This window comes from Mesorhizobium sp. M0029 (assembly GCF_040323735.1).
Lineage (GTDB): Bacteria > Pseudomonadota > Alphaproteobacteria > Rhizobiales > Rhizobiaceae > Mesorhizobium.
Map to the genome: position 1 here is coordinate 222,762 of NZ_JAMYVF010000007.1, position 21,560 is coordinate 244,321.

18 protein-coding genes are annotated in these 21,560 nt (G+C 63.9%); 1 reads left to right on the forward strand and 17 read right to left on the reverse strand.

What is annotated here, in order from left to right; translation table 11 throughout:
* Positions 1–54: 54 nt before the first annotated feature.
* Both NKJ76_RS14840 and NKJ76_RS14845 read right to left on the reverse strand, forming a co-directional pair.
* Positions 55–351: an AzlD family protein gene (locus NKJ76_RS14840; RefSeq protein WP_023690882.1), complete on the reverse strand. Its 297-nt coding sequence runs from the start codon at positions 349–351 to the stop codon at positions 55–57.
* Positions 348–1,076 carry an AzlC family ABC transporter permease gene (locus NKJ76_RS14845; protein ID WP_023804334.1) on the reverse strand — a complete coding sequence of 243 codons (729 nt, stop codon included), beginning with the start codon at positions 1,074–1,076 and terminating at the stop codon, positions 348–350. Before NKJ76_RS14845 ends, NKJ76_RS14840 begins: the two co-directional genes overlap by 4 nt.
* A gap of 112 nt (positions 1,077–1,188) precedes the next feature.
* On the opposite strand from NKJ76_RS14845, the gene NKJ76_RS14850 reads away from it, so the two are divergent.
* Positions 1,189–1,947: an SDR family NAD(P)-dependent oxidoreductase gene (locus NKJ76_RS14850; RefSeq protein ID WP_023688040.1), complete on the forward strand. Its 759-nt coding sequence runs from the start codon at positions 1,189–1,191 to the stop codon at positions 1,945–1,947.
* A gap of 22 nt (positions 1,948–1,969) precedes the next feature.
* Here the strand turns inward: NKJ76_RS14850 and NKJ76_RS14855 are convergent, their stop codons facing one another.
* The 15 genes from NKJ76_RS14855 to mraY form a co-directional block, all read right to left on the reverse strand.
* Positions 1,970–2,665 carry a DUF2461 domain-containing protein gene (locus tag NKJ76_RS14855; protein ID WP_023682130.1) on the reverse strand — a complete coding sequence of 232 codons (696 nt, stop codon included), beginning with the start codon at positions 2,663–2,665 and terminating at the stop codon, positions 1,970–1,972.
* On the reverse strand, positions 2,662–4,866 hold the full coding sequence (gene ligA, locus NKJ76_RS14860) for an NAD-dependent DNA ligase LigA (RefSeq protein ID WP_352522172.1): 2,205 nt from the start codon (positions 4,864–4,866) through the stop codon (positions 2,662–2,664). The genes NKJ76_RS14855 and ligA overlap by 4 nt, the downstream gene beginning before the upstream one ends.
* A gap of 110 nt (positions 4,867–4,976) precedes the next feature.
* Positions 4,977–6,650: a DNA repair protein RecN gene (recN, locus tag NKJ76_RS14865; protein ID WP_352537746.1), complete on the reverse strand. Its 1,674-nt coding sequence runs from the start codon at positions 6,648–6,650 to the stop codon at positions 4,977–4,979.
* 218 nt (positions 6,651–6,868) lie between these two features.
* Positions 6,869–7,738: an outer membrane protein assembly factor BamD gene (locus NKJ76_RS14870; protein WP_023668284.1), complete on the reverse strand. Its 870-nt coding sequence runs from the start codon at positions 7,736–7,738 to the stop codon at positions 6,869–6,871.
* Positions 7,739–8,000: 262 nt separating this feature from the next.
* A complete protein-coding gene (gene lpxC / locus NKJ76_RS14875; protein ID WP_352537747.1) occupies positions 8,001–8,948 on the reverse strand; it encodes a UDP-3-O-acyl-N-acetylglucosamine deacetylase in 948 nt (315 codons plus the stop codon).
* 271 nt (positions 8,949–9,219) lie between these two features.
* Complete coding sequence (gene ftsZ, locus NKJ76_RS14880) at positions 9,220–10,878, reverse strand: cell division protein FtsZ (RefSeq protein WP_352537748.1); 1,659 nt, start codon at positions 10,876–10,878, stop codon at positions 9,220–9,222.
* A gap of 66 nt (positions 10,879–10,944) precedes the next feature.
* Complete coding sequence (gene ftsA / locus NKJ76_RS14885; RefSeq protein ID WP_023688034.1) at positions 10,945–12,252, reverse strand: cell division protein FtsA; 1,308 nt, start codon at positions 12,250–12,252, stop codon at positions 10,945–10,947.
* Complete coding sequence (locus NKJ76_RS14890; RefSeq protein ID WP_352537749.1) at positions 12,249–13,190, reverse strand: cell division protein FtsQ/DivIB; 942 nt, start codon at positions 13,188–13,190, stop codon at positions 12,249–12,251. The genes ftsA and NKJ76_RS14890 overlap by 4 nt, the downstream gene beginning before the upstream one ends.
* A complete protein-coding gene (locus NKJ76_RS14895; RefSeq protein WP_352537750.1) occupies positions 13,178–14,104 on the reverse strand; it encodes a D-alanine--D-alanine ligase in 927 nt (308 codons plus the stop codon). Before NKJ76_RS14895 ends, NKJ76_RS14890 begins: the two co-directional genes overlap by 13 nt.
* A gap of 302 nt (positions 14,105–14,406) precedes the next feature.
* Complete coding sequence (murB, locus tag NKJ76_RS14900) at positions 14,407–15,372, reverse strand: UDP-N-acetylmuramate dehydrogenase (RefSeq protein ID WP_031197918.1); 966 nt, start codon at positions 15,370–15,372, stop codon at positions 14,407–14,409.
* Entirely contained in the window at positions 15,369–16,775 is a 1,407-nt protein-coding gene (gene murC, locus NKJ76_RS14905) for a UDP-N-acetylmuramate--L-alanine ligase (RefSeq protein WP_023668277.1), read from the reverse strand. The genes murB and murC overlap by 4 nt, the downstream gene beginning before the upstream one ends.
* Positions 16,775–17,899, reverse strand: coding sequence for an undecaprenyldiphospho-muramoylpentapeptide beta-N-acetylglucosaminyltransferase (gene murG, locus NKJ76_RS14910; RefSeq protein WP_023668276.1), 1,125 nt, complete (start codon positions 17,897–17,899; stop codon positions 16,775–16,777). Before murG ends, murC begins: the two co-directional genes overlap by 1 nt.
* Before the next feature lies 1 nt (position 17,900).
* Positions 17,901–19,052, reverse strand: coding sequence for a putative lipid II flippase FtsW (gene ftsW, locus NKJ76_RS14915; RefSeq protein ID WP_023668275.1), 1,152 nt, complete (start codon positions 19,050–19,052; stop codon positions 17,901–17,903).
* Positions 19,052–20,452, reverse strand: coding sequence for a UDP-N-acetylmuramoyl-L-alanine--D-glutamate ligase (gene murD / locus NKJ76_RS14920; protein ID WP_352537751.1), 1,401 nt, complete (start codon positions 20,450–20,452; stop codon positions 19,052–19,054). The genes ftsW and murD overlap by 1 nt, the downstream gene beginning before the upstream one ends.
* Positions 20,453–20,460: 8 nt before the next feature.
* Positions 20,461–21,543, reverse strand: a complete 1,083-nt coding sequence (mraY, locus tag NKJ76_RS14925; RefSeq protein ID WP_023682138.1) for a phospho-N-acetylmuramoyl-pentapeptide-transferase — start codon at positions 21,541–21,543, stop codon at positions 20,461–20,463.
* Positions 21,544–21,560 lie beyond the last annotated feature (17 nt).

Below are 21,560 nucleotides of genomic sequence, written 5' to 3' on the forward strand. Positions count from 1 at the left end.
AGGGCAATGAGGGGCGGCGCCGACCGTTCGAAACTGTTCTGCCCGGCAGGCGCCCTATGCCACAAACTGCCGCGCTAGGATCAGCACCACCGCCCCGGCCAGAAACATCGCCATCAGGCCGCCGCGCAGCGAGACCACAGCGGCGACGACCAGCGCCGCCCATTCCGCCGGTCCGGCGCTAAGTGCGGCGGGCGCCACCAGCGTCGTCAACACCGCGGCCGGCACGGCATTCAAACCCGCCTCGACGCGTGGATGGATGTGGTCGAAGCGCGAGATCACCAGATGGCCGCCGACGCGGGTGAGATAGGTGGCGATCGCGCCGGCAATGATGATCCACAAGGTCGCGCTCATCGTTTTGCCTCCACACCGCTATGGTGCGGCGGCAGGATGACGGCCAGAAGCACGCCTGCAACGGCGCCGATGGAGACGTGCCATGGCGATCCCACAGTTTTGTAGGCAATGATCGACGCCGCGGCGCTGGCGATCACCACCGGCAGCCACAGTGGCCGGTTGCGAAAGCCCATGACCAGCCCGAGGAAATAGATCGGCAGCAGGAAATCGATGCCCAGCGCATGCGTGTCGGGGATCAGCTTGCCGAACACCGCGCCCAGCGCGCTTTCGATCCCCCAGAACACATAGACCGGCAGGCCAAGGCCCATATACCAGGCAAAGCCAACGGTCTCGCCGGCTTCGGCCCTGCGCTCGGCCACCGCGAACTGCGGATCGGTGAGCACGAAATAGCCCAGCGCTTGGCTGATAACCGGCCAGTGCGCGATTCGCCGGCCGATGCTGGCGGAGTAAAGCACGTGGCGGAAATTCACCGCGAAGATCGACAGCACGACCAGCCATGGCGCGACATGCTGGCCGAACAATTCGATGCCTACCATCTGGCTGGCGCCGCCGAAGATCAGCGCGCTCATTAAAAAAGCTTCGAGAACGGAAAAGCCGTTGTCGACGGCGATGGCGCCGAACAGCAGCCCAAATGGCGCCGCGGCGACAACCACCGGCATCGACAGCCGCACGCCGTCCCAGAATTCGCTGGCCACGGAATTTTCGCTTAAGGTCTCTGCCGACATGTCACATTCCCATCTCGCGCTGCTATGTAGGAGCCGGCGTTTGAAAAGTCAGACGAATTCGCTTGAGCCAACAAATCAGCGAAACTGATGTTGTAAAAAATGAGGGGTTCGGATGATCGCTTATGATTTCACCGGCAGGCACGCGGTCGTCACCGGCGCCGGTGGCGGTATGGGCGAGGCGATCTCGCTGGCGCTGCTCGAGGCCGGCGCCTCGGTCACCGCCATCGACGTCAAGCCGCGTCCGGCGTCGCTTGCCGCCTATGACGACCGGCTCACCTTTGCCCAGGGCGACCTCACCGACGCCGCCTTTGTCGAGCAGACCATCAACGCCGCGGGCCGCAAGCGCGGCGGCATCGATTATCTCGCCAATGTCGCAGGCGTGCTCTGGTTCGGCCGCGACAAGTCGGCCCTCGAGATGGACCTTGATGTCTGGGATCAGGTCTTCAACATCAATCTGAAATCCTTCGTCCACACCGCGCGGGCGGTGGTTCCGCATATGCGGGCCGGCGGACGCGGCGGCGCCATGGTGCACTTCTCCACCATCCAGTGGTATCGCGGCGATCCGACCCCGCAGGATGCCTACCAGGCATCGAAGGCCGGCGTCTGTGCGCTGTCGAAGTCGCTCGCCATGCAGTTGGCGGGCGATGGCATCCGCTCCAATTCGATCTGCCCGGGAATGGCGTTGACGCCGCTGCAGGCGCGCTGGGACACCGAAGAGAAACGCGCGGCCGTTGCCAATTATGCGCCGCTCGGCCGGATCGGCACGCCGCAGGACATGGCCAATGCCGCGCTATTCCTGCTTTCCGATGCGGCAAGCTACATCACCGGCATCGAACTGGCAGTCGACGGCGGTCTTTTGATGCGGATGTAGCCGTGCAGTGCGCCGGGCTGATTTAGCTCCGCGGTGCCGTGCCCTGGATCGCCCTGCCCCAGTCAAGCAGCGGCTTGGCGCGCAAGGCGAAATCGACAAGCTCGTCGACCAGCGTCGGCGCGTGAATTCCAGCCGGATCGATCATGTGCTGGACATAGAAGTGCCGGTTGCGGATGGCGTCGACAAGATCGGGTTCGTTGACCTGCTCGAAGCCGCGCGGCGTGCGCTTCATGCGGCCCTCGGTTTCAAGTTCGAAGCCGTTTTTCTTCAGCGTTGAGAGCAGTTTTCGGAACTCGGCCGGCCGGGCGACGATCGCCTTGCGCATCGCCAGCAGCAGGGACGGCTCCGGATTCCACCAGGCGACATCGGCAAAGCAGCGGTCGATCCCGACATAGACGAAGAACACGCCCTGCTCCATCTTGGTGCCATCCGGCGACAGCATGGCCGACAAATGCTGGTTGTAGGGCCGCTTGTCCTTGGCGAAGCGCACGTCGCGGTTGATGCGAAACAGTGACTTCTTGCGGTCTCCGCGCAAGCCCAGACCCGCCGCCGCGAAGCGCTCGGTCAGCGTCTCGACCAGATCGCAGAACGGCTCATGCAACTCGCTGTCGTAAAGCGCGCGGTTTTCCTGGAACCATTCGCGGCTCTGGTGGAAGTCGAGCGCCTTGAGGAACGGTATGGCCTTTTGCCCGAACCCTTTGAACGAACCGGCGGTCATGCCTTGCCGACCCGTTGCAGCCATGTGTCCTCGTCGATGACTTCGACGCCGAGTTCGCTGGCCTGCTTCAGTTTGGAGCCAGCGCCCGGCCCGGCCACCAGCAGATCGGTCTTCGCCGACACCGAACCCGCCACCTTGGCGCCCAGCCGTTCGGCCATCGCCTTGGCTTCGGAGCGTGTCATCTTTTCCAGCGTGCCGGTGAAGACGATGGTCTTGCCGGCAACCTCGCTGTCGGTCGACACGGTGACGACATACGGCTTCGGCTTGACCTGTTCGAGCAGTCTGTCGAGCACGTCGTCATTGCGTTCATTGCCGAAGAAATCGCGCAACGCGTCGATCACCGTGTCGCCAATGCCGTTGATGGAGGGGAAGACGCTGTGCGGATCCTCAGCCGCCGCCGTTTCCTTGCCGACGCGGATCAGCTCCTCGATGGTCGAAAACGTCCGGGCAAGCACGGCCGCCGTCGTTTCGCCGATATGGCGGATGCCGAGTGCGAAGATGAAGCGGTCGAGCTCCGGCTCGCGGCGCGAATCGATGGCCGCGAACAGCTTGTCGAGGCCTTCATAATTGCGGTTCTCGACACCGCGCACATTCTTGCGCGCCTTGCCCGATGCCGCCTCGCGCTGCCTAGCCTGCTCCTCGCGCCGCTCGGCCAGCGCCCTGGTGACGGCCGGGCGGCGATCCCTGAGGGTGAAGATATCGGCGGCGGTCTTGACCAGTCCCGAATTGAAGAACAGGTCGATATTCTCGGCGCCCAGCCCCTCGATGTCGAGCGCGCCGCGCGACACGAAATGACGCAGCCGCTCCACGGCCTGCGCGGCGCAGATCAGCTCGCCGGTGCAGCGCCGGCGCGAATCCTCCTTGCCGGTCTTCTCGTTGATTTCGCGCGTCGCCGGCGAGCCGCAGACCGGACAAATGTGCGGGAATTCGTAAGGCACCGCATCAGCCGGCCGCTTGTCGACGACGACGCTGACGATCTGCGGAATGACATCGCCCGCCCGTTGTATGACAACCGTGTCACCGATGCGGACATCGATGCCGTCGCGAATCGGCAAGCCGTTGCTGTCAAAACCCTTGATGTAGTCCTCATTGTGCAGCGTGACGTTTTCGACCACCACGCCGCCGACCGTGACCGGCGCTAGCCGCGCCACCGGCGCCAGCGTACCGGTACGGCCGACCTGGATGTCGATCTTCTGCACCGTCGTCATCGCCTGTTCGGCCGGGAATTTGTGCGCAACGGCCCAGCGCGGCTCGCCGGTGACAAAGCCCCAGCGACGCTGCAATTCCAGCTGGTCGACCTTGTAGACGACACCGTCGATGTCGTAGCCGAGCGACGAACGCAGCTCCTCGATCTTGTGGTAGTGCGCGATCAACTCCTCGACAGACTTCGCCCGCACCATCAGCGGGCTGACCTTGAACCCCCATTCGGCGAATTTCTGCACCGAATCATATTGGGTCGGCGCCGGATCCGCTGTCGTGTAGCCCCAGGCATAGGCAAAAAATTTAAGATTGCGGCTGGCGGTGACGGACGCATCCTTCTGTCGCAAGGAGCCCGCTGCCGTGTTGCGCGGATTGACATAGTCCTGGCCGCCCACCGCCGCCGAGCGTACCTTCAGTGCCTCGAATTCCGCATAGGTCATGTAGACCTCGCCGCGGATCTCGATGGTCTCGGGCCAGCCCGATCCTTCCAGCTTGGCGGGGATGTCGGCGATGGTCCTGAGATTGGCGGTAATATCCTCGCCGACAGTGCCGTCGCCGCGCGTAGCACCCTGCACGAACACACCGCGTTCATAGCGCAGCGACGCCGACAGGCCGTCGATCTTCGGTTCGGCCGTAAACGCGATGTCGAGATCCTTGTCGCGGTCGAAGAAGCGCCGGCCACGCTCGATGAAATCGGTGACGTCCTCGTCTGTGTAGGCCTTGGCGAGGCTGAGCATCGGCACCGCATGGCGCACTTTGGCAAAGCCTTCCGCCGGCGCGGCGCCGACCCGCAGCGAGGGCGAATCCTCGCGCACCAGACCGGGAAAGCGCTCCTCGATGGCAAGATTGCGCCGCCGCAGCGCGTCATATTCCGCGTCCGTAATCGTCGGCGCGTCCTCGGCATGATAGCGCCTGTCATGACCGGCGATCTCCTCGGCCAGCCGCTGGAGCTCATCCGCGGCTTCGCTTTCGCTCAACGATTCGACTGGTTTTTCAGACATGCAGCGGTCCTGGAGAGTGGCGCGACACCATAAATCAGGATTTCGGAAATAGCATTCCTGAACAGCGGGATGGAGCCATATCCTGACTCAGTCCGAAAGCCTTGCGACGACTACGCTGCAGCAATATTCTCGCGCAGCAGCCGTTCCGCGGCTGCGCGCGCCTCTTCGGTGATGGTGGCGCCGGCCAGCATGCGCGCAATCTCTTCCTGGCGCGCCGCCCGGTCCATCTCGGCAATGCCGGTGGCGACCCTGTCGGTGCCACCGGATTTGGAAATCAGGAAATGCGTTGCCGCGCGCGCCGCCACTTGCGGAGCATGCGTGACCGACAGCACCTGCACGCGCTTCGACAGCCTGGCCAGCCTTTGGCCGATCGCATCGGCCACGGCGCCGCCGACGCCGGTGTCGATCTCGTCGAAGACCAATGTCGGCGCCGAGCCACGGTCGGCCAGCGCCACCTTGAGCGCCAGCAGGAAGCGCGACAGCTCGCCGCCGGAAGCGACCTTCATCATCGGGCCGGGCCTGGTACCGGGATTGGTGCGCACCCAGAACTCGACCTGGTCGATGCCCTCTTCCGTGCGGTTTTCGCCATCGCTGGCCAGTTCGACGATGAACTCGGCCCGTTCGAGCTTCAGCGCTGGCAGCTCGGCCATGACAGCCTTGGTCAGCCCGACCGCCGCGGCATGGCGAAGCGAGGACAGCTGGGCTGCGGAGATATCGTAGGCCTCGCGCGCCGCCGCGGCCTGCTTTTCCAGGACATGCAGGCGCCCCTCACCGGCATCGAGATCGGCAAGGTCGGCCAACATGGTGTCGCGCAGTTGCGCCAGATCGTCGACGGCCACACTGTGCTTACGTGAGGCCGCACGCAGCGAAAACAGCCGCTCCTCCGCCTTCTCCAGCCGCTGCGGGTCGTATTCGGTAGCGCGCAGTGCCGCCTCGACGCCCGATTGCGCGGCATCCAGCGACAGCATCGCCTCATCCAGCGACTTCACCACATCCTCGAGCAGGCCCGGCGCTTCGCTGGCCTTGCGCTGCAGGCGCCGGAGCAAACTGGCCAATTGCGGCAGTGGCGAGGACGGGCCTGACAGCACATCCTGCGCATCGTGTATTTCCGAGGCGATCTTTTCGGCCCGCATCATCGTGGCGCGCAATTCGGCCAGTTGCGTCTCTTCGCCGGGCTGCGGATCGAGCTTTGCCAGTTCCGCCACCGAGGCCCTGAGGTAATCGGCCTCGCGCGCCGCTGCCTCGACCTTGGCGCGGTGCCTGGCAAACTCCTGCTCGGCGCCGCGCCAGTAGCGCCACGCCTCGCCGGTCGCGCGGGCGGCGCCGAGATGGCCGCCAAAACTGTCCAGCAATTCGCGATGCGCGCCGGGATCGACCAGGGCGCGCTCGTCATGCTGGCCGTGGATCTCGACCAGCGCGTGGCCGATGTCGCGCATCAGCGTGACGCTGGACGGCTGGTCGTTGACGAAGACACGGGTACGGCCATCCGCCGTCTGCAGCCGGCGCAGGATGATGTCGCCGTCATCCTCGATGGCGTTTTCGGCCAGCAGCGCGCGCACCGGGTGGTTGCGCGGCACATCGAAGACGGCAATGACCTGGCCCTGGGCAGCACCGTGCCGCACCAGCGAGGCGTCGCCGCGCGCGCCAAGCGCCAGCGACAGCGCGTCGAGAAGGATGGATTTGCCGGCGCCGGTTTCACCGGTCAGCACGGAAAGGCCGGGCTGGAAGTCGATATCCAGCTTCTCGATCAGGACGATATCGCGGATCGACAGTCTGGAAAGCATCAGAACCCGGACCTCAAGCAATTCCAGGAAAAGTGCGTAGCGGTTTTCCGTCCGGAATTGCGTAGAACAAAAAGTTAGAACGGTTCAGCGCCTCAATCAAACCACTGAACCGCTGTGAAGCGGCATGCGACCGATGGAGTCGCAGCGCCGCACTATCTTTTTGTTTGAGCGTCGGATCAATCCGAAAAGCGCGTTCCGCCTCAGTCGATGCTCGGGCGTCAGGCGCCGGTGATCAGCTTGCCGGCCTTGGATATCCACGATCCGGCATTCTCGCGCGGCTCAAGCCCGTTGCTCTGCAACAGCTTGTAGGTATCCTTGTACCATTGGCTGTCGGGATAATTGGTGCCGAGCACCGCAGCGGCGGTTTGCGCTTCCGAGGTCAAGCCCATCGCGTAGTAGCTTTCGGCCAGACGCGCCAGCGCCTCTTCGACATGGCGGGTGTTGGAATAGTTCTCGACCACGTTGCGGAAGCGCTTGACGGCAGCAATGTATTCGCGCCGCTCGAGATAATAGCGGCCGATCTGCATCTCTTTGCCGGCCAGCTGGTCGTTGGCGAAACGGATCTTTTCCTTGGCGTCGTCGACATATTCCGACGTCGGCCAGCGCGTCACCAGATCCTGCATCGTCTGCACGGTCTGGCGTGCTTCCTTCTGATCCTGGGTGACGTCCTTGATCTGCTTGTAGTAGCTCAGCCCGATAATATACTGGGCGTAAGCCGCGTCGTCGGTCGACGGATAGAGCGTGAGATAGCGCTTGGCCGAGCCGATCGCTTCGTCATAACGGCCGGCGCGATAGTCGGCGAAGGCGCCCATCACCATCGATTTGCGGGCGAATTCCGAATAGGGGTGCTGGCGGTCGACGGCGTCGAACTTCTTGCTCGCCTCATCCAGGCGGCCGGCATTGAGATTGGCAAGGCCTTGATTGTAAAGGACGTCGGCCGGTTCGGTCTGGTCGACATAGGTCGACAGGTCGACGTCTTTCTCGGACGACATGCAGGCCGAGAGGAACAGCGATGGCACAACCACCGAAAGCGCCAGGAAAACAGCCCGATACGGCGCTTTCGATTGACCAACTCGCTTGAAGAACATGATTGGATTGCGCCCTTTCGGCGTTAGTTCAATGCCTTTCGCATGGCGTTCCCTCAAAACTGATCCCCACCTTTGAGCGACATGCGCCTAACAGACGGCAGCAGCCATAAACCATAACTGCCTTGCCCAGCAACGCTATGTCTAGCCAATCGCACATTTTTGTGGCGGCTTGGTGTTGCCCGGAAAGCTATGCACTTTCACGGCCGGTGATGCATCCGTGCAACACCGGCCAGCGTTCAGAAAGCCAGAAATACGTTAAGAATCAGATCACCCAAGGTGCAAAGACAGGGCCGGTGACGGCGCTCATCTGGGCGGTGCGGCCGCGCTCGCGGCGCGTGGTCTCGACGACCTCGAAGGCCGAACGGTCGGACAGAAGCCGCCGCAAAGCAGCCGCATTCATCCGGTGACCGCCGCGATAGGAGCGGAAACAACCGATGAAACGGGCGCCGGCCAGCGCCAGATCGCCCATCGCGTCCATCGTCTTGTGGCGAGCGAACTCATTGGGGTAGCGCAGGCCGCCCATGTTGATCACCCGGTTGTCGTCGCCGATCACCAGCGAGTTCTCCAGCGAGGAGCCCAGCGCATAGCCGGCCGCCCACAGCCGCTCGACATCCTTCATGAAGCCGAAGGTGCGGGCGCGCGCGATATCCTGGCGAAAGATGTCGGGGTTGATGTCGGAGGCGAACAGCTGGCGGCCGATCGCCGGGCTTTCGAAATCGATCTCGACCTCGAAGCGCGTGCCGCTATAGGGCCTGAACTCGGCCCAGGACGCGCCATTCTCGATGCGGACGGGCTTGACCACCCTGATGTAGCGGCGCTTGACCGCCAGCGTCTCGATGCCGGCCTGGTCGATGGCTTCCACGAACGCCACCGCACTGCCATCGAGGATCGGAACCTCATGACCGTCGATCTCGATGACGATGTTGTCGATGCCGAGCCCGAAAAGCGTCGCCATCAGATGTTCGACGGTGGCGATATGCTCGCCTGCCGGATCGCCGAGCATGGTGCAGAGATCGGTCGCGCCGACTTCAGCAACCAGCGCGCGGAACTCGCGGCTCTCGCTTCCGTTCGAAAGGTGGAAGAGCACGCCGGTGTCGGCGTCCGCAGGGAGGAAATTGACGGTGACCGGTTTGCCGCTGTGAACGCCGGTACCGGTCAGCGTTGCACGCGATTTCAGTGTCGTCTGATAGTCTTGCAAGACAAACCCCATAGCCCAAACGCCTAAGTCCGCTTTAACCCAAAAGGCGCGGCTCTTTTTTATCGGCAGGCAGGGCCACTTCCCCGAATCCCAGCACACCGAAAGTGCTGCGGCAAAGATAATGGTCTGTCAGGGAGACTCCAAATCACGGTTTCTTACTCTGTGTAACCGCGACAGACCTTGAGTGTCACATCGTAACGCCTTGTTATTAAACCACTTTAAATGTTAACAGGCAGACAATCTCTCGTCTGCCTGTTAACAAGTGTTACATACCGTTAACGGCTCAGTTGGCCTGGCGGCGCAGGAAAGCCGGTATCTCCAGCTGGTCGTCTTCCTGGGTCGACCTGGTCTGCGGCGTCAACCGGCCCTGATCGTCGAGCTGGCCGCGGCGCGGCGCGTAAAGCTGCGGATCCTGGCTGGCAAGGCGGCGCATTTCCGGCGCCGCCTGGCGCAGTTTCGGTTCGCGCGGCTGTGCCGGCTGCAACCGGGCCGGCTCTTCTTCGCGGCGCGTCAGCCCGTTGGTCAGCCGCTTGAGCAGCCCCATCGGCCCGCTGTTTTCATGGTCGGCCGGACGGCCCTTGGCTTCCACCTCGGCCCGCACCACAGGCGGAAAATCCTCCACCCGCGGCATGCGCTGCGGTGCGGCAGCCACCGGCTGCGGCATTTCCCGCATCGGCGCCGGTTGCGTCACCTGCTGCACGACAGGCTGCGGCTGGGCAGGCGGGGCCTGGAAGATCTTGCTCTGCGGGCGGAAATCTTCCGCCTGGGCCATCGGCGCCGGACGAGCCATTGCCGCCGCATTGGCCTCGGCAAGCTGGATCGCCTCGGCCACCGGATCGGCCGCGCGCTGCTCATAGGTCTGCTGCTGGACCGGTGCCGGACGGCCTTCCGCCCCCGGAGCCGCTGGGCGGCTGACCGGCTTCTGCTGCGGCGGCACGGCCCGGATCGAGATCGGCGCCGCGGCAATTTCAGCTGCCGATTTGTCGATGCCGGTGGCGACCACCGAGACGCGGATGACGCCTTCGAGTTCCTCGTCGAAGGTGGCGCCGAGGATGATGTTGGCGTCCTGATCGACTTCCTCGCGGATGCGGGTCGCGGCCTCGTCGACTTCGAACAGGGTTAGGTCGCGGCCGCCGGTGATCGAGATCAGCAGGCCCTTGGCGCCCCTCATCGAGGTCTCGTCGAGCAACGGATTGGCGATCGCCGCCTCGGCGGCGGCCATCGCGCGGCCCTCGCCCGAAGCTTCGCCGGTGCCCATCATCGCCTTGCCCATTTCGCGCATCACCGAACGCACGTCGGCGAAGTCGAGATTGATCAGACCTTCCTTGACCATCAGGTCGGTGATGCAGGCAACACCGGAGTAGAGCACCTGGTCGGCCATGGCGAAGGCGTCGGCAAAGGTGGTCTTGTCATTGGCCAGCCGGAACAGGTTCTGGTTGGGGATGACGATCAGGGTATCGACACATTTCTGCAGCTCCTCGATGCCGAGATCCGCCGTCTTCATGCGGCGCTGGCCTTCGAAATGGAACGGCTTGGTGACGACGCCGACGGTGAGGATACCCCGTTCGCGCGCCGCGCGGGCAACCACGGGAGCCGCACCGGTTCCGGTGCCGCCACCCATACCGGCGGTGACGAAGCACATATGGGTGTTGGAGAGATGATCGATGATCTCATCGATGCACTCTTCCGCCGCCGCACGGCCCACTTCAGGCTGCGAGCCGGCGCCGAGCCCCTCGGTGACATGCGCGCCGAGCTGGATCAGCCGCTCGGCCTTCGACATGGTCAGCGCCTGTGCATCGGTGTTGGCCACGACGAACTCGACACCGCGCAAGCCCGCGGTGATCATGTTGTTGACGGCATTGCCGCCGCCGCCGCCGACACCGAATACGGTGATCCGCGGCTTGAGCTCGGTGATGTCCGGCTTTTGCAGATTGATCGTCATTGTCTCCGTCCTTTGCCTTTCCCGCCGCTTCGCCGCCGCGGCCGCCTATGGGGCTGTCCCCGTCAATTAGAAACTGTCTCTCAACCACTGACTCATGCGATGCAGTTTTCCGCCCGTCCCGGTCATCCTGAGACCGGAAATTCCTTTCGCCGGATGGCTCTCGAAGCTCGCCATCTGCGGATAGATCAGAAGCCCGACCGCCGTCGAGAAGGCCGGCCCCTTGGCAGCTTCCGGCAGGCCCGCCACGCCGAGCGGGCGTCCGATGCGCACATTGCGTCCCAGAATGCGGCGCGCCGCCTCGGGGAGACCCGCAAGCTGGCTGGCGCCGCCGGTCAGCACGACGCGTTTTCCCACGGCATTGCCGTAGCCCGACTTGTTCAGCCGGTCGCGCAACAGTTCCAGTGTCTCGTCGATGCGGGCGCGGATGACGCGCGTCATCACCGAGCGCGGGATCTGCAGCGGCATCTCGCCGTCTTCGCCGATCGGCTGGATCGAGACCAGGTCGCGATCGTCGGCACTGCCGGGCAGCGCCGAACCATGCATCACCTTCAGCCGCTCGGCGGCGTCGAGCGAGGTCGACAGGCCCTTGGCCATATCGAGCGTCACATGATTGCCGCCGATGGCAATGGCATCGGCGTGGACGAATTTGCCTTCCGAAAACACCGAGATGGTCGTCGTGCCGCCGCCCATGTCGATGCAGGCCGCGCCCATTTCCAGTTCGTCGTCGACCAGGGCCGCAAGCCCGCTGGCATAGGGCGTCGCCACCATGCGCTCGACCGAAAGATGCGAGCGGTTGATGCAGAGCTCCAGATTGCGCAGCGGCGCGGCATCGCCCGTCAGTACATGCATATCGACGCCGAGTTGGTCGCCGACCATGCCGCGCGGATCGCGCACGCCGCGCTCGGCGTCCAGCGAAAAGCCGACGGGCAGCGAATGGATCACGTCGCGTTCGGCCTTGAGGGCCTGCTTGGCGCCGGCGGCAAGCACGCGCTTGATGTCGGCTTCGTCGGCCTGATGGCCACCGAGATTGATGGTGGCCGAATAGGTTTCGCTCTTCAGCCGGCCGGCCGTCATGTTGACGATCAGCGAATCCACGGTCAGTCCCGCCATGCGTTCGGCTGCGTCGACGGACAGGCGAATGGCGTGCTCCGCGCGGTCGAGATCGACGACCACGCCCGACTTCACGCCTTGCGATTTCTGGTGGCCGATGCCGATCACCTGGATGCGGTGCGAGCGGCCGCGCAACAGCTTGCCGTCCTCGCGCGGCTTCAGTTTCGCCACCACGCAGCAAACCTTGCTCGAGCCGACATCCAGCACGGTGAGCGTGCCGGAACGCCGCGAAGAGGCATCGCTGTTGCCGCCAAGCCAGCTCATATCTTCGTCCCCGACTTGCGCATCAGATTTTGCGGCTTTTCATTGAGCGCGGCCTGGCGCTGCGTCGCCGCTTCCGGCGTCAGCTGCACCACCAGGCGATCGGAGATGCGCATGTCGACGGCGGCGATGTCCCGCGTCAGAAGCCCGTTGTCGTGGTCCATCCGAACCAGATCGGCGATCGCCTGATCCTCGCCATCCTCGGGCAGCTTGATCGTGATGCCGTTTTCCAGCTTAAGATCCCAGCGCCGTTCGCCGATGCGGATATAGCCTTTGACCCGAGCCGCGAGCTCGGGAAATTTGTTGATCTTGGCCACGAAGTCGGGCGCCTTGGCCGGTGCGCCGGTGCCGATGATCAGCGGCAGCAGCGCCTGCTTGCCGCCGGAGAACGGCGCGATCACCGCGCCGGAGCGTTCGATGACCGAAAGCTCCGCGCCCTGCTGCCAGAGCGCGAAGGGCTCGCGCTCCTCGACACGCACTTCCAGCGTATGTGGATAGACCTTGCGCACCGCCGCCACTTCGACCCAGGGCAAGGTATCAATACGTTCACGCGCGGCCTCGGCATCGAAGCCGATCAGTGACGTCCAGCCGTCGAGCTCGAGCCGGTCCAGTATGTCGATCTCCGAAGTCTGGCGGTTGCCGACCACCTTGATCTGGTCGACGGCAAAGCCGGTCCGGGCGGTGATGCTCTGGACGATGTCGTCGGCATGACCGCCGAGAATGGCGCCATAGAGGCTGCTTGATGCAATGAGCGAAGCCGACAGGATGGCCGCGGAAAAGCGCGGCGCGACGAAGTCGCCGCCGCCCAGGCGCGCCAGCACGCGCACCGGCCGGCGCAGCACGCGCGGCAGCACGAAATGGTCGAACGACAACGGCATGCCGAACAGCGCCGGCCCGGCGCCGCCCCTGCCCTTGTCCTGTCCCCATTTCAACGCAGACACGAAGCGTCCTCCACCATCCAACTCAACAATTCGCCAAACGAGTGCCCGGCCTGGGCGGCGATTTCAGGCACCAAAGACGTCGGCGTCATGCCCGGCTGAGTGTTGATCTCGAGCCAGACAATCTCGCCGTTTTCGGAGTGACGGTCGTCATAGCGGAAGTCCGATCGGGAAACGCCCCGGCAGCCGATAGCCAGATGTGCCTTGAGCGCCAGTGTCTGTATTTTTTGGTAAATATTTGATGAAATTTTAGCAGGGATTTCGTGTTTTGATCCGCCGGCGACGTATTTTGAATCATAGTCGTAGAAGGAATGGCCGGTCGGAATGATCTCGCAGACGCCGAGCGCCACGTCGCCCATGACGGCGCAGGTCAGCTCGCGCCCATGGATGTAGCGCTCGACCATGACGGCCTCGCCATATTTCCATTCGGACGAGCCGATGACCTGCGGCGGATGCGACTGCCCTTCATGCACGATGACGACGCCGAAGCTTGAGCCTTCATTGACCGGCTTGACCACGTAGGGCGGCTTCATCGGATGCTTGTTCTGGATGGCAAAGCGGCTGGCAACCTTCGATTCCGCCACCGCGATGCCGGCAGCCTTGGCGACCTTCTTGGCTTGCTCCTTGTTCATGGCGAGCGCCGAGGCGAGCACGCCCGAATGGGTGTAGGGAATGGCCAGATATTCGAGGATGCCCTGGATGGTGCCGTCTTCACCGAACGGGCCGTGCAGTGCGTTGAAGACGACATCGGGCTTGAGTTCGGTGAGCACGGCGCCGACATCGCGCGCAACATCGACGCGGGTAACCTGGTAGCCTTCATTCTCAAGCGCATCCGCACACGCCTTTCCCGAAGACAGAGACACGGGCCGCTCGGACGAGAATCCGCCCAGGAGGACAGCCACATGCTTGTTCTTCATATCCCGTCATCCCTCTCACGGCGGGCCCGCAACCACGCATTCAGCGACCAGATTGAGTCCGAGTCTCCCGGCAGGTTGCCCCCCAGACGGAAAACGCGGTCGACGCGTCGAACGACTCAAATCAGGAAACGCTTTAAGGCAGAGAATCAGAGAGTTGATTCGCTGGCAAGTGCTTATGATTCCGACAGATTCACTTTCCGCGAAAACGGCCGGAAAAAGCGTGTTGTGAGTCTTTGGAGCAACGGTGGCGCTGTTGTTTCAGACCGTTTGAAGTTCAAGCATCACATGAACTTCAGCTTGCGCTAAAGAAGCTGTCCGAGGAATTCCTGCACGGCATGGCCGGGGCGGAAATTGCCGAGCCGCTTGATTTCCCACTGCAGGCGGATGCCTGAATTTTCAAGCACGCGGGCGCGCACCGTCTCGCCGAGATATTCGAGGTCGTATCCGGTCGCTGTTCCGGTGTTGATCATGAAGTTGCAGTGCATCGGCGACATCTGCGCGCCGCCGATCATCAGCCCGCGGCAGCCGGCCTTGTCGATTTCCTTCCAGGCCGAGGTGCCTTCCGGATTCTTGAAGGTCGAGCCGCCGGTCTTCTCGCGGATCGGCTGCACCGTCTCGCGATGCGTCTGGACGGCGTCCATGGCCGCCTTGATCGCCTCCGGGTCTTCCAGAACACCTTCGAAAACGGCGGAGGTGAAGATCAGCCCGGCAGGTGCGGCCGAGTGACGATAGGCATAGCCCATGTCGTCATTGCTGAGGGTGTGGAGATTGCCCTTGCGGTCGAGCGCCCGCACCTCGACGACACGTTCCCGCGTCTCGACGCCATTGGCGCCGGCATTCATCCTCAGCGCCCCGCCGATGGCGCCGGGAATGCCGTGATAGAAATGAAAGCCGCCAATGCCGGCCTCATAAGCGACGGCCGCGACGCGCTTGTCGGGCGTCGCAGCACCGGCCTTGATGACGGTCGGCGAAACCACCTCGGCCTCGCCAAAACCCTTGGCCGAAAGCCGGATGACGAAACCCGGAATGCCGCCGTCACGCACCAGGAGGTTGGAGCCGACACCGACGATGGTGAGCGGGATGTCCTCCGGCACGGCGCGCAGGAAGGCAGCCAGATCCTCCTCGTCGGCCGGCTGGAACAGGGCGTCCGCCAGACCGCCGGCGCGGAACCATGTGATCTTGTCCATCTCGGCATTGGGCGTGATGCGGCCGCGCAGGCCGGCAAGCCGGTCGCCAAGTTTGTCGAGCAGGTCCTGGCCGCGCATCATGAGACGGTACCGCCGAGTTCCCCAGGCAGCGCATAGGCCCATTGGGTGATGTTGCCGGCGCCCAGGAAGATGACGAAGTCGCCCGGTTTCGCCAACGCGCGGATGACGGGCGAAATCGCGGCAGGGGTTTCGACGTAGCGCGCATCGCGATGGCCCCCGGAGCGGATGCGCGACACCAGCGCCTCCGAGGTCACGCCGTCGATCGGCTCCTCGCCCGCCGCATAGACCGGCGCCACCATCACCGTGTCGGCATCGTTGAAACAGACCGAAAATTCGTCGAACAGATCGTGCAGCCGAGTGAAGCGGTGCGGCTGCGCAATTGCGATGACGCGGCCCTTGGTGGCACTGCGCGCCGCTTTCAACACCGCCGTGATCTCGACCGGGTGGTGGCCGTAATCGTCGAAGATGTCGACGCCGTTCCACGAGCCGGTGTGGGTGAAGCGCCGCTTGACGCCGGCAAAGGACGACAGCCCTTTCTTGATCGCTTCGGCCGACAGGCCGAGTTCATGCGCGACCGCGATTGCGGCGGTGGCGTTGGAGACGTTGTGGCGGCCGGGCATCGGCAGCCGCAGATCAGATATCGTCGTCTGGCCGCCGGTCTTGCGGTCGCGGATCACCACGTCGAATGCCGAGACGGCACCGGCCATGCGGTGGTTGGTGAAACGCACATCGGCCTGCGCGTTCTCGCCATAGGTGATGACGCGGCGGTCCTCGATGCGGCTGACCAACGCCTGCACCTCGGGATGGTCGGTGCACATCACGCCAAAGCCGTAGAACGGCACGTTCTCGACGAATTGCCGGAACGCCTCGCGCACCTTGTCGAAACTGCCATAATGGTCGAGATGCTCGGGATCGATGTTGGTGACGACGGCGATCTCGGCCGGCAGCTTGAGGAAGGTGCCGTCGCTTTCGTCGGCTTCGACCACCATCCACTCGCCATCGCCCATACGGGCATTGGTGCCATAGGCATTGATGATGCCGCCATTGATCACCGTCGGGTCGAGCCCGCCGGCATCGAGCAGCGTCGCCACCATCGACGTGGTTGTGGTCTTGCCATGCGTGCCACCGATCGCGACCGCCTGGCGGAAGCGCATCAGTTCGGCCAGCATCTCGGCCCGGCGCACGATCGGCAGCAGTTTTTCGCGCGCGGCCTTCAGCTCGGGATTGGATTTCTTGATCGCGGTGGAGACGACCACCACTTCGGCCGCGCCGATATTCTCGGCCTTGTGGCCGACAAAGCATTCGATGCCCTTGTCGCGCAGCCGCTGGACATTGGCGCTGTCGGCCTGGTCCGAACCCTGCACCTTGTAGCCGAGATTGTGCAGAACCTCGGCGATGCCGCTCATGCCGATGCCGCCAATGCCGATGAAATGCACAAGGCCGATGGTCTGCGGCATCTTCATCAATGCGTCCCTTTCCTGAAATCCGAAACGGTTTTTCTGGACGCAATAGCCTCTGTGAGATCAGCGAGCAACCGTGCCGCGTTCGGCCGGCCAGCCGACTTCGCTCCGGCAGCCATGGCCGTCAGCCGCTCGGGAGTGTCCATCAGCCCGCCAATGAGAGCCGCGATGCGCTCCGGCGACAGTGACGATTGCGGATGCACCTCGCCGCCGCCCGCCGCGGCAAGGGCGGCTGCGTTCGCCGCCTGGTCGTGATCCAGCGCATAGGGATAAGGCACCAGCAGCGCCGGCCGGCCGATGACGGCGATCTCCGAAACCGTCGAGGCGCCGGAGCGCGAGATCACCAGATGCGCCGCGCCCATGCGCTGTGCCATATCGGTGAAGAAGGGCGAGACCTCGACATGGACGCCGAGTGCCGCATAGCCAGCCTTCACCCGCGCCACGTCGTCGGCGCGGGCCTGCTGGGTGATCACCAGCCGCTTGCGCTGCGCCTCCGGCAGAAGTGCGATCGCCGTCGGCATGGCGTCGGAAAAGAACTGCGCGCCCTGGCTGCCGCCGAACACCAGGAGCCTGAACGGATCCGCCCCTTTGGATGCGGTGTAGGGCGTCTTGGCCGCCTCCAGGATTGGCGGCCTGACCGGATTGCCTGTCGTCACCGTCTTGGCGCCTGTGGCACTTTCATCTTGCGGCAGGAAGCCGCCGGCAATGGCATCGACGCGCCCGGACAGCGCCCGGTTGGCGCGGCCCATCACTGCGTTCTGCTCATGGATCAGCGTCGGCAGCTTGCGCCGCGTCGCGGCATAGAGCGGTGGCAAGGTCGGATAACCGCCAAAGCCGACGACCGCATCAGGCTTGATCCTGGCGATGACGGCGGAGGCCTGGCGCACGCCGCGCCAGATCTTCCAGAACGCGCCAAGCAGCGCGACAGGGTTTTTCGAGCCCATCGTCGCCGACTGGATCGGATGGATGGCGGCGGCCGGGAAATGGCCGGCAAAGCGCTCGGCGCGGTCGTCCGTCGCCAGATGCACGCCCCAGCCGCGCTCGATCAGCTCATGCGCCAGCGCCTCGGCCGGAAACAGATGTCCACCGGTTCCGCCAGCCGCGAGAAGGATGACACCCCGCGCCATATCACTCCGCCGGCAGGGCGCGCTGCGACAGGGCAAAGCCCATCTGCTTGCGCTTTTCCGGTCGCTTGCGCGTCAGCGCCAGCACCATGCCCATCGAGATGGCAATGGCGATCTGCGAGGAGCCGCCATAGGAGATGAAAGGCAGCGTCATGCCCTTGGCCGGCATCAGTTGCAGGTTGACGCACATGTTGATGACCGACTGCAGGCCGAACACGGTGACGAGACCGCCGACGGCGTAGCGGGTGAAATCATCATGTTCCTTCAATGCCGTGCTCAACCCGCGCAGCACGATGAAGGCGAAGATCGACATGATGAAGAAGCACATGATCAGCCCGAACTCTTCGCCGGCGACCGAAAACACGAAGTCGGCATGCGCGTCGGGGATGACGCGCTTGACCGTGCCCTCGCCCGGGCCGACGCCGAACCAGTGGCCGTTGATCAGCGCCTCGCGGCCCATGTCGACCTGGAACGTGTCGCCTTCGCCGGTCAGGAATTTGTCGATGCGGGCGGCGACGTGCGGGAACACCGTATAAGCGGCAAACAGGCCGCCGGCGCCGGTGGCGCCAAGCGCGATGATCCATAGCCAGGGCAGGCCGGCCATGAAGAACATGACGCCCCAGGTGCCGGTCACCAGCATGGTCTGGCCGAGATCGGGCTGCGCCACCAGAAGCGAGATGACCAGGATCAGTAGCAGCATGGCAAACAAATTGCCCGGAATGTCGGGCTGGCGCTTGTGTTCGGCGAACAGCCAGGCGCAGACGATGACGAAAGCGGGTTTCAGGAATTCCGACGGCTGGATCGACATGCCGACAAACGACACCCAGCGCCGCGCGCCCTTCACCTCGACGCCAATGTAGAGCACGGCCACCATCAGCACCAGCATGATGCCCAGGATGATCAGCGCCATGCGCCGGATCTGCCGCGATTCCAGGAAGGACACCGCCAGCATCACGCCGAGGGCCGGCACGGTGAAGATGATCTGCCTGGTGGCAAAGTGGAAACTGTCGAGGCCGATGCGTTCGGCCACCGCCGGGCTTGCCGCAAAGGACAAGACGATGCCAAGCCCCATCAGCGACAGGAACGCCGCCAGGAACCAGCGATCGATCGTCCACCACCAGGTTGCAACCGGGCTTTTGTCGAGACGGCTTTGCATTATCGTGCCCCTCCGATGGGTTTCACGCCCTCGATAGCATTCGCAGCTTGCCTGAAGGCTTCGCCGCGAACTTCGAAATTCTTGAACTGGTCGAAACTGGCGCAGGCCGGCGACAGCAGCACCACGGCCTCGCCGCTGTCATCCTTGGCCGCGTCTTTCGCGGCATGGTCGACCGCGGCGGCCAGGGTGCCCGAGATTTCATAGGGCACGGCTTCGCCGAGCGTCGCCGAGAACGCGGGCGCCGCCTCGCCGATCAGATAGGCCTTGGCGATGCGCGGGAAGAAACCGCGCAGCGGCTCGATCCCGCCTTCCTTGGGCAGTCCGCCGGCGATCCAGTAAATGCGCGAAAAACTCGACAGCGCCGGTGCCGCCGCATCGGCATTGGTCGCCTTGGAATCGTTGACGAACAGCACATGATCCTTGCGGCCGACCTGCTCCATGCGATGCGCCAACCCGGGAAAGCTTTCCAGTCCCGCCTGGATCTCGCCGAGGCTCAAGCCGACCCTGAGGCAGGCGGCGACGGCGGCAAGCGCGTTCTGCGCATTGTGCTGGCCGCGCAACGAACCGATGCCTTCGAGGAAGGCGACGCGGCTGTAACGGCCATGCACGGCTTCCATCAGATCGGAGCCATCGGCGAAATAACCGTCGGTCAGCGGCAGCCGCTTGGAGATGCGGATCACCTGTCGGCCCGCCCTCTCCAGCCGGTCGGCGATCTGCGCGCACCAGGAATCGTCAACGCCGACGATCGCCGTCTCGCTGCCGGCAACCAGCCGCTCCTTGATCGAAGCGTAATGCTGCATAGTGCCGTGGCGGTCGAGATGGTCGGGCGTCAGGTTGAGCAGGATGCCGGCCGTCGGGTTGATCGAGGGCGCGAGATCGATCTGGTAGGACGAACACTCGACGACATAGTCCCGGTCAGCCTGCGGTGGATCGAGCGTCATGATGGCCCGGCCGATATTGCCGCCCATCTGCGTGTCGCGCCCTGCCGATTTGAGGATATGCGCGGTCAGCGCCGTGGTCGTCGACTTGCCGTTGGTGCCGGTGATAGCGATGAACGGCGCATCAGGCGCGCGCGCAATCCGCTCGCGGCAGAACAATTCGATATCGCCGATCACCTCGACGCCGGAGCCACGCGCCAACTCCACCGTCCAGTGCGGCTTGGGATGCGTCAGCGGCACGCCGGGCGAGAGCACGAAGGCCGAGAATTTCGACCAGTCGGCGCCGCGCAGATCGGCGGTCGCAATGCCTTGGTCAGCAGCCTTGGCGACGCTATCGGGATTGTCGTCCCAGGCAAGCACGTCGGCGCCGCCCTCGATCAGCGCGCGCGCCGTGGCGATCCCCGAGCCACCGAGCCCGAAGAGCGAAACGCGTTTGCCCGAAAAGGATGCGGCGGGGATCAAGCGGGTTCCTATCTCAGCTTGAGGGTCGACAGGCCGACCAGCGCCAGGATGACGGCGATGATCCAGAAGCGGATCACCACCTGGCTTTCGGTCCAGCCGAGCTTTTCGAAATGATGATGGATAGGCGCCATCAGGAAGACGCGCTTGCCGGTCATCTTGAAGTAGCCGACCTGGATGATGACCGACAGGATTTCCACGACGAACAATCCGCCGACGATGACCAGCACGATCTCGTGCTTGGTGGCGACCGCGACCGTACCGATCAGGCCACCCATGGCCAGCGAACCGGTGTCGCCCATGAAGATCGCCGCCGGCGGGGCGTTGAACCAGAGGAAGCCGAGGCCGGCGCCGATGACGGCGCCAAGCACGACAGCCAGCTCGCCGGTGCCGGGCACGAAATGGATCTGCAGATATTCGGCGAACACCGCATTGCCGGAGAGGTAGGCGATGACGCCAAAGGATGCCGCCGCAATCATGATCGGCACGATCGCCAGCCCGTCGAGGCCATCGGTCAAATTCACCGCATTGCCGGCGCCGACAATGACGAAGCAGGAGAACGGCACGAAGAACCAGCCGAGATTGATGATGAATTCCTTGGCGAAGGGGAAGGTCAGCGACGACGAGAACGGCGCCTGGCCATTATGCATGATCGCCCAGGCGGCGATGCCGGCGATGACGAATTCCAACGCCAGCCGCGCCTTGCCGGAAAAGCCGAGATGCGACTCCTTGGTTACCTTGAGATAGTCGTCGTAAAAGCCGATCGAACCGAAGCCCAGCGTCACCAAGAGCACCACCCAGACATAGATCGAGGAGAGGTTCGCCCATAGAAGCGACGAGCCGACGATGCCGCACAGGATCATCAGCCCGCCCATCGTCGGCGTGCCGGCCTTCTTGAAATGCGTCTGCGGGCCATCGGCGCGGATCGGCTGGCCCTTGCCTTGCCGCAGCCTAAGCGAATTGATGATGGTCGGCCCGAAGATGAAGACGATCAGCGCCGAGGTGATCAGCGCACCGCCGGTGCGGAAAGTTATGTAGCGGAAGACATTGAAGACCGAGACCTTGTCCGCAAAATCGACGAGCAATGTAAACATACGATTCCGTTCCCCGG